Source organism: Terasakiispira papahanaumokuakeensis, from assembly GCF_001709345.1.
In the GTDB taxonomy this organism is placed as follows: Bacteria; Pseudomonadota; Gammaproteobacteria; order Pseudomonadales; family Halomonadaceae; genus Terasakiispira; species Terasakiispira papahanaumokuakeensis.
Genome location: NZ_MDTQ01000001.1, coordinates 1,384,506 through 1,410,246, shown reverse-complemented (window position 1 = coordinate 1,410,246; position 25,741 = coordinate 1,384,506). Strand labels below are relative to the sequence as shown.

The 25,741-nt window shown below is 52.4% G+C and carries 23 protein-coding genes; 12 read left to right on the top strand and 11 right to left on the bottom strand.

The features are described 5' to 3' along the window. Positions 1–35 precede the first annotated feature (35 nt). The 3 genes from BFW38_RS06105 to BFW38_RS06095 all read right to left on the bottom strand — a co-directional run bounded on the left by BFW38_RS06105 (position 36) and on the right by BFW38_RS06095 (position 2,638). On the bottom strand, positions 36–1,307 hold the full coding sequence (locus BFW38_RS06105; protein WP_084004489.1) for an Nramp family divalent metal transporter: 1,272 nt from the start codon (positions 1,305–1,307) through the stop codon (positions 36–38). 204 nt (positions 1,308–1,511) lie between these two features. Next, entirely contained in the window at positions 1,512–2,222 is a 711-nt protein-coding gene (locus tag BFW38_RS06100; protein WP_068997598.1) for an LrgB family protein, read from the bottom strand. 2 nt (positions 2,223–2,224) lie between these two features. Next, a complete protein-coding gene (locus BFW38_RS06095; RefSeq protein WP_218186370.1) occupies positions 2,225–2,638 on the bottom strand; it encodes a CidA/LrgA family protein in 414 nt (137 codons plus the stop codon). A gap of 109 nt (positions 2,639–2,747) precedes the next feature. On the opposite strand from BFW38_RS06095, the gene BFW38_RS06090 reads away from it, so the two are divergent. The 6 genes from BFW38_RS06090 (at position 2,748) to BFW38_RS06065 (ending at position 9,928) form a co-directional block, all read left to right on the top strand. Further along, positions 2,748–3,641 carry a LysR family transcriptional regulator gene (locus BFW38_RS06090; protein ID WP_068997596.1) on the top strand — a complete coding sequence of 298 codons (894 nt, stop codon included), beginning with the start codon at positions 2,748–2,750 and terminating at the stop codon, positions 3,639–3,641. 22 nt (positions 3,642–3,663) lie between these two features. Further along, entirely contained in the window at positions 3,664–4,626 is a 963-nt protein-coding gene (locus BFW38_RS06085) for a ribonuclease Z (protein ID WP_068997595.1), read from the top strand. A 420-nt stretch (positions 4,627–5,046) separates the two neighbouring features. Beyond that, positions 5,047–5,664 carry a TetR/AcrR family transcriptional regulator gene (locus BFW38_RS06080; protein ID WP_068997594.1) on the top strand — a complete coding sequence of 206 codons (618 nt, stop codon included), beginning with the start codon at positions 5,047–5,049 and terminating at the stop codon, positions 5,662–5,664. Between the two features lie 453 nt (positions 5,665–6,117). Then, the gene (locus BFW38_RS06075; RefSeq protein WP_068997593.1) at positions 6,118–7,608 is read left to right on the top strand and encodes a SulP family inorganic anion transporter; all 1,491 of its coding nucleotides are present in this window, start codon (positions 6,118–6,120) and stop codon (positions 7,606–7,608) included. 32 nt (positions 7,609–7,640) lie between these two features. Continuing rightward, on the top strand, positions 7,641–8,498 hold the full coding sequence (locus BFW38_RS06070; RefSeq protein WP_068997592.1) for a universal stress protein: 858 nt from the start codon (positions 7,641–7,643) through the stop codon (positions 8,496–8,498). Positions 8,499–8,707: 209 nt separating this feature from the next. Further along, a complete protein-coding gene (locus BFW38_RS06065) occupies positions 8,708–9,928 on the top strand; it encodes a multidrug effflux MFS transporter (RefSeq protein ID WP_069000253.1) in 1,221 nt (406 codons plus the stop codon). 166 nt (positions 9,929–10,094) lie between these two features. Here the strand turns inward: BFW38_RS06065 and BFW38_RS06060 are convergent, their stop codons facing one another. Next, positions 10,095–11,138 (bottom strand): ChuX/HutX family heme-like substrate-binding protein, encoded by a 1,044-nt coding sequence (locus BFW38_RS06060; protein WP_068997591.1) that lies wholly within the window; start codon positions 11,136–11,138, stop codon positions 10,095–10,097. 406 nt (positions 11,139–11,544) lie between these two features. Here BFW38_RS06060 and BFW38_RS06055 point away from each other — a divergent pair, with 406 nt between their 5' ends. The 5 genes from BFW38_RS06055 (at position 11,545) to BFW38_RS06035 (ending at position 18,429) form a co-directional block, all read left to right on the top strand. Beyond that, positions 11,545–12,714: an isovaleryl-CoA dehydrogenase gene (locus BFW38_RS06055; protein WP_068997590.1), complete on the top strand. Its 1,170-nt coding sequence runs from the start codon at positions 11,545–11,547 to the stop codon at positions 12,712–12,714. A 121-nt stretch (positions 12,715–12,835) separates the two neighbouring features. After that, entirely contained in the window at positions 12,836–14,443 is a 1,608-nt protein-coding gene (locus BFW38_RS06050; protein WP_068997589.1) for a carboxyl transferase domain-containing protein, read from the top strand. A gap of 48 nt (positions 14,444–14,491) precedes the next feature. Further along, a complete protein-coding gene (locus tag BFW38_RS06045; protein ID WP_068997588.1) occupies positions 14,492–15,310 on the top strand; it encodes an enoyl-CoA hydratase-related protein in 819 nt (272 codons plus the stop codon). A 114-nt stretch (positions 15,311–15,424) separates the two neighbouring features. Then, positions 15,425–17,518 (top strand): acetyl/propionyl/methylcrotonyl-CoA carboxylase subunit alpha, encoded by a 2,094-nt coding sequence (locus tag BFW38_RS06040; RefSeq protein WP_068997587.1) that lies wholly within the window; start codon positions 15,425–15,427, stop codon positions 17,516–17,518. Next, positions 17,518–18,429 (top strand): hydroxymethylglutaryl-CoA lyase, encoded by a 912-nt coding sequence (locus BFW38_RS06035; RefSeq protein ID WP_068997586.1) that lies wholly within the window; start codon positions 17,518–17,520, stop codon positions 18,427–18,429. Before BFW38_RS06040 ends, BFW38_RS06035 begins: the two co-directional genes overlap by 1 nt. A gap of 44 nt (positions 18,430–18,473) precedes the next feature. On the opposite strand, the gene BFW38_RS06030 is transcribed toward BFW38_RS06035, so the two are convergent. The 6 genes from BFW38_RS06030 to BFW38_RS06005 form a co-directional block, all read right to left on the bottom strand. Further along, positions 18,474–19,112: an ATP-binding cassette domain-containing protein gene (locus BFW38_RS06030; RefSeq protein WP_068997585.1), complete on the bottom strand. Its 639-nt coding sequence runs from the start codon at positions 19,110–19,112 to the stop codon at positions 18,474–18,476. Next, on the bottom strand, positions 19,109–19,879 hold the full coding sequence (locus tag BFW38_RS06025; protein WP_218186369.1) for an ATP-binding cassette domain-containing protein: 771 nt from the start codon (positions 19,877–19,879) through the stop codon (positions 19,109–19,111). Before BFW38_RS06025 ends, BFW38_RS06030 begins: the two co-directional genes overlap by 4 nt. Further along, positions 19,879–20,760, bottom strand: a complete 882-nt coding sequence (locus BFW38_RS06020) for an ABC transporter permease (RefSeq protein WP_084004487.1) — start codon at positions 20,758–20,760, stop codon at positions 19,879–19,881. Before BFW38_RS06020 ends, BFW38_RS06025 begins: the two co-directional genes overlap by 1 nt. Beyond that, positions 20,760–21,839: an ABC transporter permease gene (locus BFW38_RS06015; RefSeq protein ID WP_068997584.1), complete on the bottom strand. Its 1,080-nt coding sequence runs from the start codon at positions 21,837–21,839 to the stop codon at positions 20,760–20,762. The genes BFW38_RS06020 and BFW38_RS06015 overlap by 1 nt, the downstream gene beginning before the upstream one ends. Then, positions 21,836–23,422: an ABC transporter substrate-binding protein gene (locus BFW38_RS06010; protein ID WP_084004786.1), complete on the bottom strand. Its 1,587-nt coding sequence runs from the start codon at positions 23,420–23,422 to the stop codon at positions 21,836–21,838. The genes BFW38_RS06015 and BFW38_RS06010 overlap by 4 nt, the downstream gene beginning before the upstream one ends. Positions 23,423–23,883: 461 nt before the next feature. Then, the gene (locus BFW38_RS06005) at positions 23,884–24,264 is read right to left on the bottom strand and encodes a nuclear transport factor 2 family protein (RefSeq protein WP_068997583.1); all 381 of its coding nucleotides are present in this window, start codon (positions 24,262–24,264) and stop codon (positions 23,884–23,886) included. 275 nt (positions 24,265–24,539) lie between these two features. On the opposite strand from BFW38_RS06005, the gene nikR reads away from it, so the two are divergent. Next, positions 24,540–25,022, top strand: coding sequence for a nickel-responsive transcriptional regulator NikR (nikR, locus tag BFW38_RS06000; RefSeq protein WP_068997582.1), 483 nt, complete (start codon positions 24,540–24,542; stop codon positions 25,020–25,022). Between the two features lie 30 nt (positions 25,023–25,052). On the opposite strand, the gene BFW38_RS05995 is transcribed toward nikR, so the two are convergent. Beyond that, the gene (locus BFW38_RS05995) at positions 25,053–25,610 is read right to left on the bottom strand and encodes a lipocalin family protein (protein ID WP_425427886.1); all 558 of its coding nucleotides are present in this window, start codon (positions 25,608–25,610) and stop codon (positions 25,053–25,055) included. Positions 25,611–25,741: the final 131 nt, after the last annotated feature.

The window sequence follows — 25,741 nt, the reverse complement described above, 5'->3', positions numbered from 1 at the left end:
AGGCCCCACTCACGGTCATGCTGGGATGAAGAACGCTAGAATGAAAACACCAGCACATAGAGATTCAATAGAATGGTCAAAGTGCACACCAGCATCGCTAGATAATGGGTCCAGGGCCTGTTCACCAAATTCCCCATTAAGGTGCGATTGCTGGTGAACATCAATAGAGGCACCAACGCAAATGGAATACCAAAGCTTAGCACCACTTGGCTGGCCACTAACGCCTCTTGCTCGGGAATGCCCAGCATGATGATCACTAAGGCGGGGCACATGGTCACCAATCGGCGAAGCCACAAGGGAATCGTAAAGTGCACCAAGCCTTGCATCACGACCTGCCCCGATAAGGTGCCCACCACAGAAGAGGACAAACCCGCCAGCAACAAGGTGCCGCCAAACACGGTACTGGCAATCTGCTGGCCCATCGCCGGGCTCAATAACTGGTAAGCATCCGAAATGGTCGCCACATCCGTACGCCCTTGGTCAAAGAAAACCGCCGCAGCAAGCGCCAAAATAGCCAAATTCACCAATCCCGCCAGCGCCATGCCCACAACAACATCCCAGCGATAAAAGCGCATCGCTTTTAATCTTTCGTCATCGCCTTGAGGTCTAATTCGACGCTGTGACAACGCTGAGTGTAAATAAATCACGTGAGGCATAACGGTTGCCCCTAAGATCCCAGCAGCCAAGTAAAGGGCATAGCCATCACTAAAACCAGGAACGAACAACCCTTTCAATAAAGGCTCAACATCAGGGCGGCTGAGTGATAACTCGATCATGAATCCTGCAGCGACCGCAAGGATCATGCTACCGATGACGATTTCCATCAGCCGGAAGCCAAAACGCTGCATCAACAATGCGATATAGGTAATAACGCCTGTCAGCAGTGCCCCTTCAAAGAGCGTCATACCAAATAACAAATTCAATGCCAGGGCAGCCCCTAAGAACTCGGCCAAATCCGTCGCAATAGCCACGATCTCAGCCTGTACCCAATAACACCACACCAACGGCCTTGGGTAGCGTGCCCGAATCACCTCGGCCAAATTCATCCCCGTCGCCAAGCCCAGCCGAGCGGACATACTTTGAATTAAAATCGCCATCAGGTTAGCCACCAGCACGACCCATAGCAGGGCATAGCCATAGCGTGACCCCGCCTCAATATTGGTCGCGAAATTACCGGGATCAATATAAGCCACAGCCGCAATCAGTGCGGGCCCAAAAAACGCAAGCCAACCGCCACGTCGGCGCTCACCTTTCAAGGCCAATGCAGCCGCTGATCGAACTTGGTGATCATTAATGGCACTTAACATATCAACCTCTTTAATCAAGCTACGATAACCGAGCGCAACGTCACTCAAAAGACGGGCTGGAAGAGGCAATATAACACCAAACGATAATAAATATCATTTACACATTGAGATAGCGTGAACCTATCACGGTCAGCCAGCGGCAGTGAATACGAGATCGTCAGCACTTAAGCAGATGACAAGATCCTAGCAAGCGGAGAAGAAGCGTTAACTTAAGACATGAGCAAAGAGAGGCGCTCCCACCACCATCGAAATCCCAGTAAAAATCATGGTCAAGCTCGCAATAACGCCTTCTTCACGGCCTAGCTCAGTCGCTTTAGCTGTGCCCGCACCATGAGAGGCGGCCCCCAATGCAGCGCCTTTGGCTAGGGGCGAACGAATGCGTGCCACTTTAAAGACCGGCTCACATACGATCATGCCGATAATGCCCGTGATGACCACTAACATCGCGGTTAAATCCGGTACACCGCCAAAGGATGCCACCGCCTCAATCGCAAACGGAGTCGACACCGAACGCACCAACATGCTGCGCGCTAATTCATCGGGCAATGGAAACAAATGCACCAAAGCCCATGATGATACGAGTCCCAGTAGCAAACCGGTCAAGACCCCCATGATCAAGGTTATCGGGTAACGTCGAATCACATCACGCTGCTGATAGATCGGTACCGCAAAGGCAATCGTCGCCGGCCCTAACATCAGCACAAGAAAGTGGGTGTACAGGTAATAATCATCAAGCGGAATATCGGTCATCATGACCAGCGCAATAATCGCTAAAGGCGCCACCAGGATGGGCGCACGCCACACCACACGCTTTCTCTGGTGAAGCCATTTCGCCAAATAATAAAAACCGATCGTGGCTAAAAGACTCAAAAAAGCCAAGTACATATCAGGCAGGTCTATAGCAAACAAGTTCATGATCAAATGCGCTCTAACTGGAGGCGTTTATTACGTTTTTGTTCAAGCGCAAAGACGCGATCAACCACCCAGGCCGTCCCCACCAGTACCGTGACGGTACCGAGTATAATCGTGGCCATGATCATGCCACCATCTTCACGAATGAGTACGCCATACTTGAGCACCGACACAACCGGCGGGATAAAAAACAATAAGAGCTCACTTAACAGCCAGCATGAGCCCAGTTGAACCGCGCCCTCTGGCACAATTTTCAACATCATCAAGCCAATCAAAATAAAAAGGCCCACCACCCCACCTGGAATAGACCAGTGAGCCTCGCTGACTAATAAGCTTGAAAGCCAGAAAAGTGCGCAAAAAGCGGCAATTTGAAAAGAAGTCAGGCTGAAATTCCGGACACTCTGTATTAGCGTCATCATCGTGGTCATCGAGTCGTATGGAAGAAGAAACTAGACCAAAGTTTAATACAGGGTTCATCATAGATATAATGAATGTTAAATATGAAAAACATGCCATGAGGTTATGAAAATGGACCTACGCGTATTGCACTATCTTGTGGAGATCGTGCAATGGGGAGGGTTCGGCAAAGCCGCTGAACACATTCACATCTCACAACCGGCATTAAGCAAGGCGATCAGCGCGCTGGAAGAAGAGCTCGGCGTGACCTTGCTTGAACGCGGTCATAGAGGTGGAAAAATTGGCGTCACAGCGGCTGGCGAGATTGTCCATCGTCATGCCTTGGCGATGTTGAACAACCGGCAACAGTTACTGAATGAATTACAGCAGCTGCAAGGGCTGCAAACCGGCCATCTCAATATTGGCTTGTCGCCATTGGGAAGTGCCGATATTTTTGCCCCGATCATTGCCCGTTTTCGGGCCACTTACCCTCAGATCACGATCAATCTGATGGAGCGTGGTGGCGCTGAACAAGAAGTCGCATTACGTCGCGGAGAAATCGAGTTAGCCACCAGCCTGATTCCGGCTGCGAGTGACAGTGATATTGATTGGATGCTCATCTGCGATGACCCCATGATGGTGGCGCTCCCCCTCACTCACCCACTCGCAAATGCTGACACGCTACATCTTAACGATCTTGCTCAAACACCTTTAGTGATTTTTGAGCATACGTTTATGCTCAATCGCGTCATTTTACAGGCTTGCCGAAATAGCGGTTTTGAACCCCCTGCACTGACTGAAGTGACCCACCCAGACTTTGGGCTGGCCTTAGTGGCCGCGGGTACAGGCGCCATGTTACTGCCCCGGCTGATCACCCAGCGTCATCCCAATAGCGGGGTAGCCATTAAACCATTACACAGTGAATCACTGCGCTGGCAGTTGTCACTGATCTGGCGTAAAAACGTCAAACTCTCTTTTGCGGCCGAAGCCATGAAACAGATGATGCAATCATCGCTCAATTTTTAAACGCCCAACAACGTTGATCACTATGGATTTAATTTTCTTAGGCACTTCATCGGGTGTCCCCACCAAACAGCGCAATGTCTCAGGCGTAGCCCTCACTGAGCCTCAAGGGCGCGGCTGGTTTTTGATTGATTGCGGTGAAGGCACTCAGCATCAGCTGTTGCATACACGCCTCTCGGCCGCTCAACTTAAGGCCATTTTGATTACCCATGTGCATGGCGATCATTGCTATGGATTGCCGGGGTTACTGGCTTCAGCCGCCATGAGTGGACGTCAGGCCCCGTTAACCATTATCGCGCCAGCCGGTATCGCAGAGTGGCTTGAAGCGGTGCAAGCCCATACTGCACTCGCCTTGCCTTATGCGCTTGATTTTGTCGCGACAGAAACACTCGATGAGATCACGATAGGGGCTTATCGCATTCAATCAACGCCGCTATCTCACCGCGTGCCGTCTTATGCGTATCAATTCACCGAGCATGCGGTGGAAGGCCAACTGAAGGTGCAAGCCCTTAAAGCAGCGGGGATTCCGGCAGGGCCGCTATGGGGGCAACTCCAGCGCGGGCATGATGTTCAGCTTAATGGCCAAACCTATTGCAGCGCTGATTATGTCGATGCTCAGCGCGCGCCGCGCCAAGTGGTTATTGCAGGCGATAATGACACGCCAAGCTTACTCACAGAGGCTTGCCGACACGCCCAGCTCTTGATCCATGAGGCGACCTATACGCAGGATATTGCTCAAAAAGTGGGGGATGTCGGCCATAGTGATGCCGCTCGCGTTACTCAATTTGCCGAACAGCAAGGTCTGCCTGCGCTTATTCTGACTCACTTCAGCCCGCGCTATCACCTTGATCCCCGACACTCCCCTTCACTTTCAGAACTCGAAGCCGAAGCAGGTGCCGCTTACACCGGGACGCTTAAGCTCGCCCAGGATTTTGATCACTACCATTTGGATAAAAATGGTCAATTGACTCAAAAAACTGAGACATAACCCGCATCGAGACCGAGCCATAAAAAAAGGCGACAGCAAAGCTGTCGCCAAAGGAACCCGAAACACTATGTCAGCGGAACCAATTTGCACATTGATAACTGCCATAGAGATTCGGAAGGACTCGACCCTGGACCGAAGCACACTCATATATCAATAACGCTTACACATAAAGAACTCTTAGATATAAGCGTTCTGAAATGACGAGAAAGCGCTTGAATAAAAAACGCTTCGATACAGCGTATGACAATGCATGAAGCATCAATGTCGTTGTTTTTGAGTGATCACTCAAAAACAAACAAAAAAAGACATGAATCATCAGAGGCTTTAAATCATACCTATTTTTGAGCGATCACTCAAGTTATGATAAATGTCTTTAACATCATCTAACGACTGGAATCATAAAAAGCTAGGCGGAGCCTTATGTCACGAACTTGTCTTTACGATCGCAATGAGGCACTGGATCAAGCCATGAGATTATTTTGGCGCCAGGGGTTTCATGCCACATCACTTAAAGACCTGGAACAGGCATTAGATATGCGCCCAGGTAGCATTTATGCGTGTTTTGGCTGTAAAGAAAGTTTGTTTAAAGAAGCTGTAGAGCACTATAGCCAGCTCGTACTCAAAGAGATGAGACAGTCGTTATCACACAGTGCCAGTCCACTGGCTGGGCTAGCGGATTATTTCCGGCATCTGGGCGGCCTTTGTATTAGCGAAGGCCAATCAAGCAGCAAGGCCTGTATGCTGGTCAAGGCATTGCTTGAGCTCAATACCGCAGATCCTGAGATGCAGGTATGGCTCGAAACCTTATTTGCACAACTGGATCAATGCTTACTAGATACAGCGGAAGCAGCCAAAGCTCAAGGAGCGCTGAGCCCACACACCGATACACATCACTTATGTCGCCGCTGGATGGCCGAAATCATGGGGCTTCGAGCCTTGGCCCAACGTCATATTCCAGCGGCGGAAGTCATCGCCGTCGCTGAACAGATGGCACAAGACATCGAACAACTCGCCCAAAACCAAGCCGCCAACGCCTAACCGTTTAACTGACCGATGCCGATATCATGACGGTCAGGCCTACGCGACAGGCCGCTGGACCCATTCCGGGCGCTCCCATGATGGTCTCACGCATGACTTTCAGGTAGCATACGCGGCTCTCTGAAAAAAGAACGGCGTTCCAACAGAAAGGCAAGGTGGCGGTTAGCGCCTCCACCTCACAATACGGTGGGATCAACGCCTGAAGCTGCACAGGCATTAAGCCCCTGATTGCGGGCATTACGCCATGATTGAGAACGCCGACAGCGTATACCTTACAACAGCGTATACCTTAGAGACTTGAACCGTGCCAACTCCCCACTATCAGCCTGCTTGCGCACGGGGCCTACCACGCGTTCATTAAATTTCACATCTTCATTGCATGATGGCCTTTGACATTCAAAGCGCCAAACCATCACGGCTTTGCTTAACCTGCATGACAACGAGATAAACCCTATGCTGCATCACTGGAAACAGGACTGGTTCTCGAATATCCGTAATGACGTTCTCGCCGGAACGGTCGTCGCACTGGCGTTGATCCCTGAAGCCATTGCGTTCTCAATCCTCGCGGGCGTAGACCCCAAAATCGGGCTTTATGCCTCTTTCTGCATCGCCGTGATTACCGCATTTGCGGGCGGGCGACCGGGCATGATTTCTGCCGCGACTGGGGCTATGGCCTTAGTGATTGGTGATCTGGTCAAAGACCATGGCTTACAGTACCTCTTGGCCGCCACGATATTAACCGGTGTCTTCCAGATCTTGGCAGGGGCGATCCGGCTGGATCGGTTAATGCGATTTGTCTCACAATCGGTGATGACCGGCTTTGTCAATGCACTGGCCATTCTTATCTTTATGGCACAGCTGCCCGAGCTCACCCATGTCACCTGGCATGTCTATGCCCTAACAGCAGCCGGGCTGGGCATTATTTACCTGTTCCCATATCTCCCTAAAATCGGGACTTTGCTGCCCTCACCGCTGGTGTCCATTTTAGTGATCTCGCTGGTCGCCATTTATATGGGAATTGAAGTGCCTACCGTCGGCGATAAAGGCGATCTACCCGATAGCCTGCCGATATTTTTATTGCCCGATGTCCCTCTGAACCTAGAGACCTTATGGATTATCCTGCCTTATGCGCTGAGTCTAACCGTGGTCGGGCTTTTGGAATCATTGATGACCGCCAGCATTATCGATGAGTTGACCGACACCACCAGCAACAAAAATCGTGAATGCCATGGTCAAGGGTTAGCCAATATTGGGGCAGGTTTACTGGGCGGCATGGCAGGCTGTGCCATGATCGGTCAATCAGTCATCAATGTGAAATCAGGTGGTCGTGGCCGCCTTTCCACCTTGTGTGCAGGCGTGTTCTTATTGATCATGGTGGTGTTCCTTAGTGACTGGATTCGCCAGATTCCAATGGCAGCATTGGTCGCGGTCATGATCATGGTCTCGATAGGCACCTTCTCATGGGGGTCGATTCGAGATCTGAAAAGCCATCCGCTGTCGACAAGCCTGGTCATGGTCGCAACAGTCGTGGTGGTCGTCGCGACTCATAACTTGGCCATTGGGGTATTTGTCGGGGTCTTACTGGCAGCCTTGTTCTTTGCCAACAAAGTGGCGCATTTCATGGCGGTGCGCAGCGATTTGGATGAACAGACACAGCACCGCACCTATACCGTCACGGGTCAGGTCTTTTTTGCGTCATCGAAGAAGTTCAATAGTGCCTTTGACTTTAAAGAAGCCATTGATAGCGTCACCATCGACGTATCTTTAGCTCACTTTTGGGACATCACCGCGGTTTCAGCATTAGATAAAGTTGTTTTACGCTTTCGCCGCGAAGGGACAACCGTTGAAGTGAAAGGGCTTAATGAAGCCAGTGCCACCATTGTCGATCGCTTTGGTACTCATGACAAAGCGGGCGCCTCTGACGATGTGCTGTCTGGACACTAATCCCTCTTACACCCTCTCGGGAGAAGATCATAATGAGTAACGTCATCGCCTGCATTGATGGCTCCAGCATGGCCCCTGGCGTATGTGATGCCGCCAGCTGGGCCAGCCAGCAATTGAATTGTCCGCTGTCACTGTTGCATGTACTGGATAAAAGCGAATTTCCGACAGCATCACAGCACAACCTTTCAGGCAACCTTGGCCTTGATACCCAGACGCATCTATTAGAAAAAATGGTTGAGCTGGATGAGCAACGCAATCGCCTGGCGCTAGAACAAGGCAAGCTCATGTTGAATGAGGCCCAGGCCCGCGCGAGCCGTGCAGGCGCCCAGCAGATATCAACCCGACAGCGCCATGGCAACCTGGTCGAGACTTTGACTGCGGATCAAAACGACATGCGTTTATTGGTCATGGGGCGACAAGGTGAAGCCCATGACAAGATGAGCGAAACCATTGGCAGCCAACTGGAAAGTGTCATTCGAACCATCACGCAGCCGATTCTCATCGCCTTGCCTGAGTTCACCGCGCCTGAGCGGATCATGTTCGCTTATGATGGCAGTGCCACCGCACACAAGGCACTGACAACGCTGGCCGGCAGCCCCCTATTTAAAGGCTTAGCCTGTCATTTGGTCATGGTCAACACGGATACCGATGAGCACCGCAAGAGTTTAGCGGAAGGCTTAGGCGTTCTAGAAGCGGCTGGATTTAAATGTGAAAGCGCCTTACTTCAAGGCGACATTCATCAGGCACTGCGTGAATATCGCGAGACGCACCACATCGACCTCCTCGTCATGGGAGCTTATGGCCATTCGCGTATTCGTCAATTTCTAGTAGGCAGCACCACCACCAGTATGATCAGCCGGAGTCAGATTCCGCTATTGCTGCTGCGCTAATCGCTGAGCATATGATCGCCTTTATCATTGAGGCGCAGCGATGTGATGTTCCGTGCCAGACCGACCGGTCTGGCACAGTTTGTTATGGCCTATACGATGCGTCCCCGCACATGCCCGATCGAACAGATTGAGTTGACACTGGTGAGCATTACTCTGACAATACATTAGATGACTTTATCAACTAAATTCCAGAGGTCTCTGTGTCTCAGATGATCAACGCTTCCGAGCCCCCTTCCCCTTCTTATAAAGCACTGACATTCGTACTGGCCCTCACACTGGCAATTGGGCCCTTAGCGCTTGACCTTTATCTGCCCGCTTTTCCCGCCATCGCCGCTGATCTGAATGTCGGAACGGATGATATAGGTTTAAGCGTTTCGTTTTACGTCTTCACCATGGCATTAAGTCAACTGATCGGTGGCGCCTTATCAGACCGACTAGGACGCAAACCCATATTGACCGGCGGGCTCATATTATTTGCCTTGGCCAGCTTTGCACTGACCCAGGTGAGTACACTGAACAGCTTATTGGGATTCAGAGTCCTTCAAGCCTTTGGCGGCGGCTGGGTACTCGTGTCCATTCCCGCATTAGTGAGAGATCGAACATCCGGCAAAGCGGCCGCGCGCCTGTTCTCAATGGTCGGCCTGATTATGATTATTGCGCCCGCAATGGCCCCGACGCTGGGCAGTTTTCTGCTTCAACTGGGCTCATGGCATCTCTTATTCTTATTCTTGGGTGTTTATGCCCTATTGATCATGCCCTTGCTATTTCGCTTTGTGCTGCAAGGTAATCCTCATCGGCCTGCTGAGGGCCATGACCGTGCATCACTCTGGCAGCAATATCGTAGTGTGTTATCCACCCGCCTCGCCTTGCCTTTTATTGGCTGGCAGTCGTGTTGCTTCACTACCATGATGATTTTCATTACGCATTCATCCTTCATCTATCAACAACACTTCGATCAAACAGAAGAAGCCTTCGCCTTATTATTTGGTGCCAATATCGTCATTATGATGGTCTGCAATCTGACCAGTCGCTGGCTATTGAACTGGGTAAGCTCACGCTTTCTCCTCAGGTGCGCCACAGGGCTTCAAGGAATGGGGATATTGGCACTGTCCATCACCGTGTGGCAGGAAGGTCCCGTCATGGCATTTTTGCCGTGCATGATGATCACCATCGGCGCCATGGGGGCCATCACGCCCAATCTCCAAGCCTCTTACTTAGAGTTTTTTCCTAAAAATAGTGGCACGGCAGCAGCCATCATGGGAGCGGTTCAGTTCTCTATTGCTGGGCTACTCAGTGGGTTATCAACAATGCTGCCTCAAACGCTGTCTGCAGTGATTGCCGCCATGTCGATATGTGTCGCCGTCGCTTGGGGATTTATGCTCTTGGAGTACCGCATAGGGGGGGCAGCTCGCCGTAGCGCATCACATTAAGATGTTCAGAAGATAAGACATTCAGAGGATAAGGTATTTAGAGGAAAGACCTGACGTTAAACAGGAGGCCAAAGGCCTCCTGTTGTTCAGTCATTAGCTCATTCAGTGTTTCACGTCATGATCACACCGACGATATAAGCTCGGACGGACCCAAGCTCACATGATATTAACTTAAGCTATCAACCAGAAGTCGCCATTCCAAAGGCTCGCTGCTCTCGACAGCATCAGCACTTTCAATTCGTAGCACTAATTTTTGCTGTTGATCATACACTTCGATAGCGGTCAGCTCCCCCAGTGGGCCTGGTTGGCGCAGAATAAAAGCTTCCGCCATCTGCTCATGATCAATGAACAAACTGAACCCCTTGCCCTGTAAATAATAACCACCAGGAATGGCATGCAACCGATCAATCGGACCGGCATAACGCTGCACAGCACCCGCTTGACCCGCCGTGACCAGCAACGATAAATGGCGGGCATGGGCACCGAGCAATAAGCGTTCAAGTTTGGGCCATGCCATCGGTTCGGCTAACGGGGCCCCCAGCTGAATAAGCCCCGAATAACGCTCATGCGCATGATTTTTGAACTGCTGATCCAAACTATAATGCGCTGCCTTGGCCATCCATTGCTGACGAAAATCCTGCCAACTCGGGACTAAAGTCACCACCGGCGGAGCACTCATGGGCGTTAGAAAATCGGGTATCCAGCCGGAAACATCCTGCATTTCGTCACGCAGAGATTGCCATGCGGTAAAGTCAGAGTGGGGGGTACTTCTGATTTGGTGCAAGGCTTGCCCATAAACATTAAAAAACTGTAACGACCAATGGCGATGGCGGAATTGACGCAGAACCATCCAGTAACAGTCCTGCACACTCAAACGCACATCAAGGCCCGAAGTCGCGATAAAACGGCTTACAGGCTGTCGCCCTTTACGTAGATTGGGCACGGGGTATCGCCCCACCAGCTCATGGGTGACCGCCCCATTCGATTGAATGGCTCTAACCTTCCCCAATAAGGGTAAACGGCGCATCACAGAGACAGGATCGCGCAGCGCCCAGAGTGTGGCATGCCCGACCTGAGAAACGACCCATTCACCTTCACTCATATCCGCTCGGCGCTGAGCGGTTGTTGGCAGACTGGCTCTAGCAGGCTCTCCCTGAGCCCAAAGTCCTCGCCCTTGGGTGTGAATATTCAATAGCTGCTGTGGATTCATCACACACCTCCCTCTCATGACATTTCAACTCTTGGCATGCTCATCTCGATCATATCCACCTATTGCGGATTGAATTAGCCGAGATCAACTCAACATGCTGAGTTATGAATGCGCTTATGATATTGAGAACAATTCTCATTTTCAAGATAAAATACACCTTCGACGTCATTTCGTCAGATGACCTATCTAATGCCCGTATGCCGAATGACCGAATGCTTGGCTAACGCCTGTATATCTAACTAAAGTCTAGCCCATAACCCTTTACTCTGCCGACATCACAAGTTTACGTTTACGTAAACTTGCTCTATGCTTTTCATCACAATTCTACTGCTTAAATAAGGCAGTAAGATGTCATGATGCTTGATCTACTGACATTCTTTTTGACTCGTCAATTGAGGTGATCGCCATGAAGTCCCTTTACAAGGAGTTGAATTTCGGCCTGGGTGAAGAAGTCAACATGCTACGCGAGCAGGTGAACCACTTTGCTCATGCAGAAATTGCGCCGCGTGCAGCTGAGATTGACCAAAGCAATGACTTCCCTGCCGATTTATGGCGCAAGTTTGGAGACATGGGGCTCCTCGGCATCACAGTGCCCGAGGCTTATGGCGGATCAGCCATGAGCTACCTGGCGCACTGCATCGCCATGGAAGAAATCTCTCGTGCCAGTGCTTCAGTGGCGCTGTCTTACGGCGCCCACTCCAATCTGTGCGTCAATCAAATCAAGCTCAATGGTACTGAAGCTCAGAAACAACGCTATTTACCTAAACTTTGCAGCGGTGAACATATTGGCGCACTGGCGATGTCAGAACCCGGCGCGGGCTCTGATGTGGTCAGCATGAAACTCCGTGCCGACAAGCATGGCGATTACTACCGTCTTAACGGTAACAAAATGTGGATCACGAATGGGCCCGATGCACACACTTATGTGATCTATGCCAAAACAAATCCTGATGCAGGCCGACACGGCATTACCGCTTTTATTGTAGAGCGCGATTTTCCTGGCTTCTCCCGCCATCAGAAATTAGACAAACTGGGCATGAGAGGCTCCAACACTTGTGAGCTTGTGTTCCAGGATTGTGATGTCCCTGAGGAGAATATGCTCGGCGGTTTAGGCCAGGGCATCGATGTACTGATGAGCGGGCTCAATTTCGAACGCGTCGTGCTGGCCGGTGGCCCTACCGGCATTATGCAGGCCACCCTCGATATCGTTGTGCCTTATGTTCACGATAGAGAGCAGTTTGGCCAAGCCATTGGCACTTTTGAGTTAGTCCAAGGCAAAGTGGCCGATATGTATACCAGCATGAATGCCTGTAAAGCCTACCTCTATGCCGTTGCCGCCGCATGCGACCGGGGTGAAGCCACCCGAAAAGATGCCGCTGGCGTGATCCTCTATTGCGCCGAAAAAGCCACACAAATCGCTCTTGATGGTATCCAACTGCTCGGCGGCAATGGCTATATCAATGATTACCCCACCGGCCGCCTGCTGCGCGATGCCAAACTTTATGAAATTGGCGCCGGCACTAGTGAAATTCGACGCATGCTGGTCGGCCGAGAACTATTCAATGAATCGGCATAAAACGCAGTGAATCGGTACACGCTTATCGGTACTCGCCTAGTGAGCGCAGGTATAAAGCCGCGTCTCTTGATCACTGACAGCACGTCATCATTTCATTGGCCATTGTTCAAGGTGGAACTCTATGAGTCGACTGACCTCTCAAGTCAATACTCGCAGCGCTGAATTTATCGAAAAAGATCGCCAAATGCGCCTTTTACTCGATCAGCTGCGAGAGGCCACGATCCAAGTACAAGCCGGAGGGGGTGAGCGGGCACAGCAACGTCATTTGTCTCGGGGCAAACAACTGCCGAGAACTCGAATTGAGCGTTTACTCGACCCAGGCGCCCCTTTTTTGGAGCTCTCTGCGCTCGCCGCCTGGGAGGTCTATGACGATCCAGTACCCAGTGCTGGGCTGATCACGGGCATTGGGCGGATTCAGGGGGTTGAATGTGTCATTGTCGCGAATGATGCCACCACCAAGGGGGGCACCTATTACCCTTTGACCGTCAAAAAACACCTGCGCGCCCAAGAAGTGGCCCGTCGGCATCGATTACCTTGTGTTTATCTGGTCGACTCGGGTGGGGCTCATTTACCGCACCAGGATGAAGTCTTTCCCGATCGCGAGCACTTTGGCCGCATTTTCTATAACCAAGCCACCCTTTCAGCAGCGGGCATTCCGCAAATTGCGGTGGTCATGGGGGCCTGTACCGCTGGGGGCGCCTATGTCCCGGCGATGGCGGATGAATCCATCATCGTCAAGTCACAAGGCACCATCTTTCTGGCAGGCCCACCGCTGGTCAAAGCGGCCACGGGGGAAATCGTCTCGGCCGAGGCGTTGGGCGGCGCCGATGTCCACACTCGGATCTCGGGCGTTGCCGACCATTATGCACTGAATGACGACCATGCATTACAGTTAGCCCGCCAAGCCATTGCCCGCCTCAATTGGCAAAAAAAGGGCTCAATACAAAGGGTACCTGCACGTCCCCCATGCTATGACCCGGAAGAACTCTACGGCATTGTCGGCACAGACTTGCGCAAACCTTTTGATGCCCGCGAAGTCATCGCCCGGCTGGTCGATGGTTCCGAGTTTGATGAATTCAAGCGCCAATATGGCGAAACACTGGTGACCGGATTTGCTCATCTACACGGCTATCCTGTCGGCATCATCGCCAATAATGGTGTTTTATTCTCAGAATCCGCCTTGAAAGGGGCGCACTTTATTCAGCTCTGCACCCAACGCAAAATCCCCCTGATTTTCCTTCAGAACATTACCGGTTTTATGGTCGGTAGCCGCTATGAACACGAAGGCATTGCCAAGCACGGGGCCAAAATGGTGAATGCCGTTGCCTGTGCTCAGGTGCCTAAGTTTACGGTACTGATGGGCGGGAGTTTCGGCGCGGGCAACTACGGCATGTGTGGCCGCGCCTATGATCCCAACCTGTTGTGGATGTGGCCCAATGCACGTATCTCCGTCATGGGCGGCGAACAAGCGGCGCAAGTCCTGGCGGAAGTGAAACAGGCACAGTTCGAACGACAGGAGAATGCCTGGTCGGATGATGACAAAGCCGCTTTTATGGCACCAATCCGCCAGCAATATGAAGCCCAAGGGAATCCTTACTACGCCACTGCTCGGCTTTGGGATGATGGCCTGCTCGACCCCGCCAACACCCGTGATGCTTTGGGGCTCGGCATCTCGGCCGCAATGAATGCCGATATTCCCGACAGCCCATTCGGGGTTTTCCGGATGTAACGTCTTGATGTAACGCCTATACGTAGACGCTTAAATGGAGACACAGGCATGACCACAAACCTGACATTGACGGATCAAGGCGTCGCTTATTTAACATTGAATCGACCTGAAGTGCATAACGCCTTTGATGACCACCTCATCGATCAACTGTTGGATCACTTGGTTAGCGTGAAACAACAGCAGGCACGACTGCTCGTATTAGGGGCAAAGGGCCAACACTTTTCAGCCGGGGCCGATCTGAACTGGATGCGTCGAATGGCCAAAGCATCAGAATCTGACAACCTCCAGGATGCCCATCAACTGGCTCAGCTGATGCATCAACTGGATCAACTGCCCTGCCCCACCATCGCCCGAGTGCAAGGGGCGGCTTATGGCGGAGCGGTTGGCCTGGTGGCCTGCTGTGATCTTGCGATTGCGACCAGCAGCGCGCGCTTCTGTCTCTCTGAAGTCAAAATCGGCCTCATCCCCGCGGTTATCAGCCCTTTTGTCAGCCGGGCTATTGGCCTCAGGGCCATGCGTCACTATGCGCTCACCGCCGAGGTTATCGACGCCGAAACCGCCCAAAGACTGGGGCTGATCACACACCGCGTACCGCTACCCAACAGCGGCGCCTCGGCTCAAACAGGCCTGGATGAAGCGGTTGATCACTATGTGCAGCAACTACTCGCGGCCAGCCCACAAAGCTTGCAACAGACCAAGGCGCTACTCCATCACATTGAACACACCCCGTTAGGGCCCCAGTTGCTTGACCATACCTGTCAGGTCATTGCGCAAGCCCGTGTCTCAGCACAAGGGCAAGAAGGATTGAACGCCTTCTTAGAAAAACGGCCACCTCAATGGCCCACATTCAAACCTGAGCATCCTTAGCCCCTGGTGTTGTTCGCCACAGCGATGTTCGTTCAAAACGGTTTCAGTTCAAGACGGTTTCAGTTCGAGAAACTTCAGTTCAAGGCGTTTCAAATCAAAAAACAGGAGAGGCCCATGTTTCAGCGCTTACTCATTGCTAACCGGGGTGAAATTGCTTGTCGTATCATGCGAACGGCGCAACGCCTGGGCATTCACTGTATCGCGGTTTATTCCGAAGCGGATCGTCATTCAGCCCATGTAGAACAAGCCGATGAGGCCATTTTGATCGGCCCAGCGCCCGCCCAGGACAGCTACCTCAATATTGAGCGCATCATGGAGGCCGCCCACCAAACCCAAGCTCAAGCCATCCACCCCGGCTACGGATTTTTATCCGAAAATGCAGACTTTGTACGGGCCTGTAAGCAAGCGGGTCTCGTGTTTATTGGACCACCGGCTGAAGCGATCGAAGCCATGGGCACTAAAGCCGCCGCCAAGGCATTAATGAAGCAGGCTCAGGTCCCTGTCATCGCGGGCTATCATGGCGAAGATCAAAGTGATGCGCGCTTAGCCCAAGAGGCCGCCGAGATCGGCTACCCGGTGATGATCAAAGCCAGTGCAGGCGGCGGTGGTAAAGGCATGCGTGTCGTTGAGCAGGCGGAGGCTTTCAATGCCGCCCTAGAGAGCTGCCGACGGGAATCCCTGAAAGCGTTTGGCGACGACAAGATGTTGATCGAAAAACTCATCACGCGCCCTCGTCATGTCGAAGTCCAAGTCTTCTGTGATCAGCATGGACAAGGCGTCTATTTATTCGAACGGGACTGTTCATTACAACGACGCCATCAAAAAGTCATTGAAGAAGCGCCTGCCCCTGGGCTCAGTGAATCCTTACGCCAGTCGATGGGCGAGGCTGCCGTCAGAGCCGCTCAAGCCATCGATTATGTCGGCGCGGGCACGGTCGAGTTTTTGCTGGATGACCAAGGCCATTTTTCCTTTATGGAAATGAACACACGGCTCCAAGTTGAGCATCCCGTCACCGAAATGATTACGGGTGAAGACTTGGTGGATTGGCAGTTGCGCATCGCGGCCGGCCAGCCTCTGCCTCGTGCGCAAACCGCGCTCTTGGTGACAGGGCACGCTTTTGAAGCGCGTATCTACGCAGAAGATCCACAACATGATTTCCTGCCCGCGACCGGCACCTTGCACCATCTGGTGACGCCGCCTGAATCACCACAACTGCGTATCGAGACTGGCGTTCGTCAGGGCGATGAAATCAGCATCTATTATGACCCCATGATCGCCAAACTGGTCGTTTGGGGAGAAGACCGCGCCAGCGCCCTCAAAGCCCTGAGTCACGCCCTTTCTCAGTATCAGATTGCGGGCGTGAGTACGAATATCAGCTTTTTGAAACGGCTCGCTGATCACCCTGAATTCAAACAGCAGGTACAAGATACCGGATTTATTCAGCGGCATCTGGAGACCCTCACCCTGCCGCCAAGCCCCAATGAAGCTGAGGCCCTGACGGTGATGGGTTGCTATTTATTACACCAGCGACTGAATCAGCACAGATTACAGCCGCATGAGCCACACCAACACCTGAACTCTGGCTCGCCTAGACAAACGTCCACCGTTGCAGAAGACACCCCTTGGGATCAGCTTCACGGTTGGCGTTTAAATGCGCCTGCGCGCCATTGCTTTGAGCTCAAGCCCGAGCATGCCCGCAGTGCCAGCCGTCTTGAATTCATTGAAATCGACTCAGGCTGGCAGGTGTGCCTAGCAGATCATCCCGATGATCACGACACCGTTCAATTCGAATGGACGACAAAAGGGCTCTGCATCACGCTAAACGGGCACAGACGGCACTGGTCGGTCAGCCAATCAGGCACGAGGTTAACGCTCTTCACGTCGGAAGGTCCTTGGGTCGCCCAGTGGGTTTCATTAGACCATCTCAGTTTTGTCAGCGAGGACATCCAGGCCCAACTCAAGGCCCCGATGAATGGCGCCATTGTGAGCCTTCAAGCCGCCCTAGGAGAGCCCGTCAAAGCAGGAGACCCGCTGATCATTATGGAAGCGATGAAGATGGAGCATACGTTATATGCCCCCGCAGAGGGTGTGGTGTCAGCCTTTCACTATGCCCCAGGCGATTTAGTGAACCAGGGAGATGAACTCCTCCATTTTGAAGCCAGTACAGAGGCCAGCTCAGCCCCCGATGCTATAGAGGAAGCGTCCTGATGTCGTCCAATCACTTGCCTAGTCGCGTCAAACTGGTGGAAATGGGCCCTCGAGATGGCCTACAAAATGAGCCTCAGACACTGGCCACCGGTTTAAAAGTGGCGCTGATTGAACGGCTTGCAAAGGCCGGCCATCAACACATTGAAGCGACCAGTTTTGTCTCTCCCCGCTGGGTGCCACAAATGGCCGATGCGGCCGCGGTCATGGCGCAACTCAAACGCGCCCCCGATGTGACCTACCGTGCCCTCACCCCCAATCTTAAGGGGTTGGAAGGCGCACTGGCCGCAGGCGTTGATGAAGTCGCCGTATTTGCCGCCGCCTCAGAAACCTTCAGTCAGCGTAATATTAATTGCAGTGTTCACCAATCATTGGCGCGCTTTGAAACCGTGATTGAGCGCGCCCAGCAAGCCAATGTCCGTGTCAGGGGTTATGTCTCCACGGTGATGGGCTGCCCTTACGAAGGCCACATCACACCACAGCAAGTGGCCGACGTGAGCGATGCCCTCTACCGCATGGGCTGCTACGAGATTTCACTGGGCGATACCATCGGCACCGGCACGCCGCGCCAAGCCAAAAAACTGATTGAAGCCGTGAGTCAGAAGGTACCGATGGAAAAACTTGCCGCGCATTTTCATGATACTTATGGGCAAGCGCTGGCCAATCTTTATGCGGTGCTTGAAGAAGGGGTGGCGATCATTGACGCTTCTGTCGCGGGGCTAGGCGGCTGCCCTTACGCCAAAGGCGCATCGGGCAATGTCGCAACGGAAGATGTGGTCTATATGCTGGAAGGCTTAGGCATTGAGAGTGGCTTGAATCTACCAGTATTGGCCAGTACCGGCGTCTGGATCAGTGCGCAACTGGGCCGAGTAAATCAATCCAAAGTCGGGCAGGCCCTCAGCACTCAAAAATGACGAGCAACATCATGGCGCATGCCCCCCCTCAAGCTATCGGATATTCAACCCGCTATCGGGCGTTCAATCAGCGCCCCTTGGACCAAATCGTAATCACGTTGGCACAGGTGATGGCGCAGCTCAACTTGGTGGCTAATCAATAACAGCCCGATATCGCGCGCTTTAATCCAGGCCATTAGGCCCTGCCATAGCGACTGCTCCGAGAGTGCATCCAGCTGCTCAGTGATTTCATCACAAATCAAAAAACGTGTTGTCGGTAATAACAACCGGGCCAATGACACTCGGGCCAATTCACCTCCGGATAACTCATGCGGATACCGTGACAACCAGTCATTCTGAATACCCAGCACAGATAAAAGCTCTGCTTCAGGCGGCTCGCCATTCTGCAGCACCCGCTCAACCCGCCAGCGGGGATCAATCGCCAACTCTGCATGTTGCGGCACATACTGAACAGGGCTAGGCTGCCCTTTAGGCCACCCATGTAAAGGGTGCTGACCGATCATCACTTCCCCAGCATGGGGTTTGAGATGCCCAGCCAATAGTTTGCCAAGTGTTGACTTGCCCACCCCAGAAAGCCCCCCTAAACCCACAACATCACCGGGCGCTAACTTCAAATCAACGGCATCGATACACCGGTGCTCCTTGCCAACCCCATAGCCTATACCTTGCGCAATCAGGCTCATCGCTCATCTCCCTGGTGTATGGTCAAGGGGTTCTGAGTCCACTGCTGAGCCTGCCATAACGCCCGCGAGAAGGGATGTTTCAATCCCCCCCCGCTACCATCAAAAGCTGCAACCGGTGCGGTTTCCACCTGTTGGCCTGATGCCAAAATCATGACCTCATCAGCCACCTGGATCAGACGAACAAGATCATGACTGATCAAAAGCACTCCCTTACCTTGCGCTTTTAACGTCGAAAGCAGCTGTATCAACTGATCGGCCACCGTCGGATCAAGCCCAAGGGTCGGCTCATCAATGACTAGCCAATCCGCGCCGGTGGCCAAGGTCAGCGCCAGTAATACCCGTCGCGCCATGCCACCAGACAATTGATGTGGAAAAAGAGCCCCAGCCTCAGCCTCAAGCTGCACCTGAGCCAATAGTCGAGTCGGATCCACCGCTTCGGCATTGCGTCGAGCAAAACGGCGTATTTGCTGAGTCACCGGTGCCAAAGGGTCTAATGCCTCAATAGATTGGGGCATCAAGGCCATTGATAAGGGTGACAATGGCGCATCATTGAGGGTCATCCGCCCTTGGCACTCAATCTCTGCCGGCAGTGCCTGGAATAGCGCATCCGCCACAAGACTTTTCCCGGCGCCAGAGCCACCCACTAAGCCCATACACTGCCCGGCCTCCAACCGCCATGAGAGCGGCCCAACCAGAGGCTGGGAATGCCCTTTCATGGTCAGCGTAAGTGCCTCAACCTGAAGCGACATCATCTGCTGAGTTTTCATCACGCCACCTGCCCCGGAGAAACCCCAGAACTACCTCGATCAGGGGGTAACGCTTGGCGCCTTAAACGCTCGCCCAAGCGCTCAAATCCGAACGCCACCAGCATTAACCCGAGCCCAGGCGCCAAAACAACCCACCAAAACCCCGCCAGCATGGCATTTAGACTATTGGCCAGCATCACCCCAATGGAAGGCAAATGGGGCTCAATACCCAACCCGATAAAACTCAAACCCGCCTCATGTAAAATGGCATGGGGGAAAATCACCACAAAACCAGCAATCCACTGAGGCATTAAATGCGGCATCAAGTGATGTCGGGCCAGCCAAAGATTTGAACGCCCGAGCGAACGTGAAACTTGCACATAATCAGACTTCACCAAGGTTTTCGCTTCATGACGAAGTAAGCGCGCAAGCCGAGGCCAATGGGTCAATGCCACCGCCCACGTCACGCCCACAGTGCCGCCGCCAAAGGCATAGGCCACCATAATCAACAACACAAAATGGGGCATACCTAACATCATATCGGTCAAGCTGGACACCAACCGATCCAACGATCGGTTAAGCGCAGCCATCATCCCCATAACCATCGCCAGCAAGGTCGACAAAGCAGCTGCCAGCAGCCCCACTTTGAGGCTTTGTGCCAACCCCGCTAAGGTGCGTGAGGCCATATCACGGCCGAGTAAATCGGTTCCCAGCCAGTGCTGCCACGAAGGCGCTAAACTCCTTTGAGCTGGATTCACCGCCATCATAGTGTCGGGTAATGCACCGCCACCCCAGATCATCAGCGTGACGACAATCGCCATAAAGAGAGCTAAACGATAACTTTTACCGGTGTCGTCTGACCTCGTCACGATCGAGACTATTGAGACCATAACCCGTTTCATCAAGATTTAGGCTCCACCTTTAACCGGGACGCTGTCTTTAACCGAGCCGACGCCTTCAGCCAGGGTAAGCGCTTTAACCTGGGCAACGTTTCCTCCTGAGGCATAATGCGCAATCGAGGATCAACCCAAGCCGCCAAAATATCGGCCAGCAAGTTACCTAATAGCACAACCACGACCGTGACTAAGGCGATACCCAGCAATAAAGGGGCATCCGCCCCCGTGGCCGCTTTGACCGTAGCTTGACCGAGGCCCGGCCATGCAAAGATGGTCTCCGCCAGCACCGAACCGCCAAACAACTCTCCAATACTGGCCAGATGAACCGTCACCGCTGAGCCCAATGCGTGGCGACTTCCTGGCCCTAGCGCCAACCGAGTGGAAGACATTCCATGGAGACGAAGATGACGCGCCGAAGGGCCATCGAGAAACCCAATCAAACGCTGACGGACATGCAGAATTAAAGGGCCCGTGCCATAAATCGATAACGTCAATACAGGCAACACCAGGTGACGCCCATATTGCCACCAGTGAGCTTCATCTTGAGTGACCCCCGGCGGCAATGCACAACAGCTCGGCAACCAGGCAAGCTGAACGGCAAAAATAGAAATGAACAGCAGTGCAATCCAGAACCCAGGGCTGACCGAAATCACCATGGCCCACCCTCGAATGAGCCGATCAGGCCAGCGGCCCTGGCAAGCGGCCGCTAAAACACCTAATCCGCTGCCCACGACAAAAGCGGCCAAAAAAGAGCACCCCATCAAGGCTAAAGACGCCGGAAAGCGCTCAACCAATACCGTCAGTACCGGCGCATTGTAGGAGATCGAATCACCCAGATCCCCTTGCACAAGGTGCGCAAGCCAATGAAAGAAACGTATCCAACCGGGCTGATCAAGCCCCCAAGCCGCCTCAATCGCCGCCTGCTGCTCAGGCCCAATCATCGACATACGAGCGCCGACATAAGCCTGAACAGGATCAATCGGCGCCAGAGACACCAGCGTAAACAGCAGCACTGCGGTTAAAGGCAATAACCAGACCAATCGACAGAGCCGCTTCATCATCAAGCGTCCCCACCATGAATTCATGGTTCGCATGTCCAACGCCAGGAAGGTAAATCATGCGTAATCGGGAAGCCATGACCATGCGGATGGATCTGTAGCGGACCGGTTTCCAGGCAATCAGACACCCAATAGGTATGTTGCAGGTTGACCATCCATGCCCAAGGCGCATCACCTTTAACGCCAAACCCAGTGTGCCCATCCCATTGAGCGGCTTGCCATTGCGCTAATGAATCCTCATAGCTGGCCGCAGCTTCAGCCTGTGCCATGTGTTGATCCACTTCAGCGTTCTGATAAAAGCCCGTATTAAAATAACCTTGGCCCGCCGTCGCGCCCGAATAAAGATTTCGCATCTCACCTGCAGAAAGTGCCCCCCAGCCCATGACGACAGGGCTTTGGTGCATGTAATGCTTGATTTCATTCCAACTGGCCCCGACCGGCTCAACCTGAATACCGATCAAAGCCAGCTGCTGAGCAGCACCCAATGCCAAGGCCTGACGCGTGCTATCCGCCGCCGCATAGTAGAGTTTAAAACGCGCTTTAACCCCATCTCGCTCACGAATGCCATCACCATCCTGATCGACCCAGCCCGCTGCGTTGAGCGTTTTACGGGCAGCGTCAGGGTCATAGCTGACCTGATGGGCTTGCGGGTTATTCCAAGGCAGTCCATCCACAGGCCCTAATGCCGGGCGACCATGACCATTCAGCGCCAACTGTACGAGCGCATCACGATCAAGCCCTTGATTGACCGCCACTCGAATGGCACGGTCCGCCGTCACACGATTGCCAATCGGCGCGCCTGAGACCGTCGTCTGACCTTCAGCAGGCACGACAGGAAAGGCGATACCGCGATTATCGACGCTTTTCACACTTAGCAGGTGCATCCCTTCAGGAGGCTGATCCGCTTGAGCCGGGGGCACAGCGACCATTTGCGCCTGCCCTGTTCGCGCCAAGGTCAGGCCGGTTTGTTCACCACCAAACACGAAAGTAACCCGTTCAAAAGGAATCGATTGGCCATACCAATAAGGATTGGGCTTCACCACTAACTGAGCCCCTTCACGCCACTCCACCATTTGGAAGGGTCCAGAACCCACCGGATGACGGGCATACCCCTGACCATAGGTCGCCTTAGGGACGATACCGAGCGAAACCAGCTCATTGAGGAAAGTAATACGAGGCTTATTCAACACCAGCTCGACCGTATGATCGTTCACCACCCGAGCCTGTTTAAGCGCCTTCACATCCGCCAAGCCATCCGCATCCCGAGCGGTATTGAATGTGAACACCACATCCTCAGCCGTTAACGGCGTACCATCCGAGAAAACCGCATCATCGCGTAGCGTGATCCGCCACACCAAGCGATCATCAGATAACACCCAACTCGTGGCTAGATCACCCTGCAGATTCATCTGCGGGTCAAACCGTAGAAGCGTCGATTGAAACAATGGATGACCATAACGCCCCCACCCCATGATCGGATCAAACCCGGTTTCAGGCTCCCCCTGAATCGCCAGCACCAAAGAACGCGCTTGAACCGAAGCCGCACTAAAACCGACACTACACAACAATGCCATTGAAAAAAGCGCCATTAATGGCCGACGTAACCTCATGAGTGATAGTCCCCTGACCCCTTGAATCACCCAGTCAATGCCACTCGCGGAATCACGCTCACCTACATTACGCATTCCAAGCGCAGCATCGACTAGCGACTGAATATGAAAAACCCAGTATGAAAAAACCAAAGTATGAAAAACCAACAAAAAAATCATACTTCAGTCACCCAAGGCTTGTCTTCCCCATATTGATTAGGGGATTCGATCATAGGCTTTACCTTCCAGGGAGTCAAGTCAGTAAGGGCAATACGCTGGATATCGCCCTAACAAAAAGAAACCTTCGCTTAGAAAGGGCTTATAAATGACTCACTCACCAAGGAGGCAATGAGTATTTTGCAGATAGGATCGTGAGTAAAAAGAACCTCACGACACGGAATTCAGCTGGCGGCTTTATTAGCGTTTTTTACTTCGCATTGGCGCTAAGCCACCACTCCACTTTAAATGGTTACCACTACACTTTAAACGGCCACCACGCTTGAATGTGCGGCGATGACTTCCCAGTGATCATCTGCTGTATTTTGCCAAACACGAGTAAACCGAAAGGTGCCATTAGCAGGATGCCCGTCATAATCACCTTGGATGGTCACCTTAGCCCATACCACCGCGCCCTCCTGCAGTAATTTGATCTGCTGGTCATCAACAGTCACACTGGAGATGTTCAATAAGCCAGATTCATGGGCATCTAAATCATCTTTTTTACCCAGAATTTGGCCTAGATGATTCGTAAAAACTAAGTCGGATGATAAAAGCTTGTCCAAAGTCATGGTGTCTGATTCGAGCATCGCTTTACACAGTAACTTTTCAGCTTTTAGCACTTGGCGTTCCTGGTTATTATCCATCTTTTTTCCTTTTTCAATGAGTTAGCAGCACCATAGAAAAACTCGTACCGGAGTCAGCTCAAGCGTTCGTTAGTGTCCATTAACAATCGCCATCATGATTTATTCATGCGCTCGTATGCCATTATTTTGCATCAATCTACGGATAAAAACACAGTTACCTTAAGCTATTCACGATATCATCCCACTAAGCCACCCATACGACGAAGACGGTGCGATAAAAAATGCAATAAGATAGCGAGCAAAGCTCAATACCTGACCGATTTGATGAGGCGATCATGCAACGCATCACCATTACATTAGAAGATGATCTACTGGCCGCGTTAGATGAGTTTATGGAACGCTCGAATAGCCGTAACCGATCTGAGGCATTACGGGAGATGCTACGCCGGGGGTTAGAGCATTCCACGCCAGATACGGCGGACTGTGTGGGGATCATCAGCTATACGATGGATTTAAGTAAACGTGATCTCAGCCGCAAGGTGCCCCGAAGCCGACATGATCATCATGATAAAACCATTGCTGCGCTTTCGGCCCCGCTTGATCACGACACGGCGGTTGAGGTGGCGATTATGAAAGGCCGTACAGGCCCGATTAGAGACTATGCCAATAGCTTGTTCACCGAGCGCGGGGTCCGTCATGGGCACTTGTCTTTAGTGCCGGTGAAGCATGAACTTCAGCACCATACACATGCTGAAGGTCATGCTCATCAACACAGCCACCTTAAAGTGCTGGAAAGGTTCGATCATGATGATGAGTGAATCATCGCATATCGTCAGCGCGGGCGATATTTAGGGGCGCGGATCACTCTGGTCGACCATGATCAGGTCTTTAAGATCAAAACCCAACGCCTCTGCCCGCTGCTTAAAGTCCTCGATCCGTGCGTCACTGACTTGGGGGGTTCTGGCTAACAGCCATAAATAATCGGTATCAGGGCCTGAGACGTAGGCATACTGATAATCATCATCGAGCTTAAAGACAATGTAGCCGCCGTAAAAAGGGCCAAAAAACGAGACCTTGAGATAGCCTTGCTCTGGGTCTTCTACAAAATACGCTTTGCCTTCAGCTTCTTGCCATGCACCTTCCTCGGCATCGTAACCCCGGTTGATCACTTTAACGCCGCCATCATCACGCCATGAATAAGTGGCCGTCACATGGCTGAGACCTCGTTCAAAAGAGTGGTCTAGCCGGGCAATTTCATACCACTGCCCTAAATAACGCTCGACATCAAACGACTGGACGGGCTCAACATTCTCTGGTTTTTGTACGCACCCTGTTAAGCCACTGCCCACAACCAACAGCACCAGCATCGTTAATACGCGTCTGAACCGGCGAGGATTCACCATCATAAGTCTCCCTGATCGATTTGAAATAATATCTGGCATTATTCATGTGTCATCATGCCACGAGGTTTCCACTGATCTCGATCTTTTCTGTCCTCTCATAGGCCCGTTCGCACAATCACAATGCTTAACGCTTT

Coding starts and splice junctions, on each gene's coding strand:
- BFW38_RS06105 (WP_084004489.1), bottom strand. CDS start 1,307: ATGTTAAGTGCCATTAATGATCACCAAGTTCGATCAGCGGCTGCATTG.
- BFW38_RS06100 (WP_068997598.1), bottom strand. CDS start 2,222: ATGAACTTGTTTGCTATAGACCTGCCTGATATGTACTTGGCTTTTTTG.
- BFW38_RS06095 (WP_218186370.1), bottom strand. CDS start 2,638: ATGATGACGCTAATACAGAGTGTCCGGAATTTCAGCCTGACTTCTTTT.
- BFW38_RS06090 (WP_068997596.1), top strand. CDS start 2,748: ATGGACCTACGCGTATTGCACTATCTTGTGGAGATCGTGCAATGGGGA.
- BFW38_RS06085 (WP_068997595.1), top strand. CDS start 3,664: ATGGATTTAATTTTCTTAGGCACTTCATCGGGTGTCCCCACCAAACAG.
- BFW38_RS06080 (WP_068997594.1), top strand. CDS start 5,047: ATGTCACGAACTTGTCTTTACGATCGCAATGAGGCACTGGATCAAGCC.
- BFW38_RS06075 (WP_068997593.1), top strand. CDS start 6,118: ATGCTGCATCACTGGAAACAGGACTGGTTCTCGAATATCCGTAATGAC.
- BFW38_RS06070 (WP_068997592.1), top strand. CDS start 7,641: ATGAGTAACGTCATCGCCTGCATTGATGGCTCCAGCATGGCCCCTGGC.
- BFW38_RS06065 (WP_069000253.1), top strand. CDS start 8,708: ATGATCAACGCTTCCGAGCCCCCTTCCCCTTCTTATAAAGCACTGACA.
- BFW38_RS06060 (WP_068997591.1), bottom strand. CDS start 11,138: ATGAATCCACAGCAGCTATTGAATATTCACACCCAAGGGCGAGGACTT.
- BFW38_RS06055 (WP_068997590.1), top strand. CDS start 11,545: ATGAAGTCCCTTTACAAGGAGTTGAATTTCGGCCTGGGTGAAGAAGTC.
- BFW38_RS06050 (WP_068997589.1), top strand. CDS start 12,836: ATGAGTCGACTGACCTCTCAAGTCAATACTCGCAGCGCTGAATTTATC.
- BFW38_RS06045 (WP_068997588.1), top strand. CDS start 14,492: ATGACCACAAACCTGACATTGACGGATCAAGGCGTCGCTTATTTAACA.
- BFW38_RS06040 (WP_068997587.1), top strand. CDS start 15,425: ATGTTTCAGCGCTTACTCATTGCTAACCGGGGTGAAATTGCTTGTCGT.
- BFW38_RS06035 (WP_068997586.1), top strand. CDS start 17,518: ATGTCGTCCAATCACTTGCCTAGTCGCGTCAAACTGGTGGAAATGGGC.
- BFW38_RS06030 (WP_068997585.1), bottom strand. CDS start 19,112: ATGAGCCTGATTGCGCAAGGTATAGGCTATGGGGTTGGCAAGGAGCAC.
- BFW38_RS06025 (WP_218186369.1), bottom strand. CDS start 19,879: ATGAAAACTCAGCAGATGATGTCGCTTCAGGTTGAGGCACTTACGCTG.
- BFW38_RS06020 (WP_084004487.1), bottom strand. CDS start 20,760: ATGAAACGGGTTATGGTCTCAATAGTCTCGATCGTGACGAGGTCAGAC.
- BFW38_RS06015 (WP_068997584.1), bottom strand. CDS start 21,839: ATGAATTCATGGTGGGGACGCTTGATGATGAAGCGGCTCTGTCGATTG.
- BFW38_RS06010 (WP_084004786.1), bottom strand. CDS start 23,422: ATGAGGTTACGTCGGCCATTAATGGCGCTTTTTTCAATGGCATTGTTG.
- BFW38_RS06005 (WP_068997583.1), bottom strand. CDS start 24,264: ATGGATAATAACCAGGAACGCCAAGTGCTAAAAGCTGAAAAGTTACTG.
- nikR (WP_068997582.1), top strand. CDS start 24,540: ATGCAACGCATCACCATTACATTAGAAGATGATCTACTGGCCGCGTTA.
- BFW38_RS05995 (WP_425427886.1), bottom strand. CDS start 25,610: ATGATGGTGAATCCTCGCCGGTTCAGACGCGTATTAACGATGCTGGTG.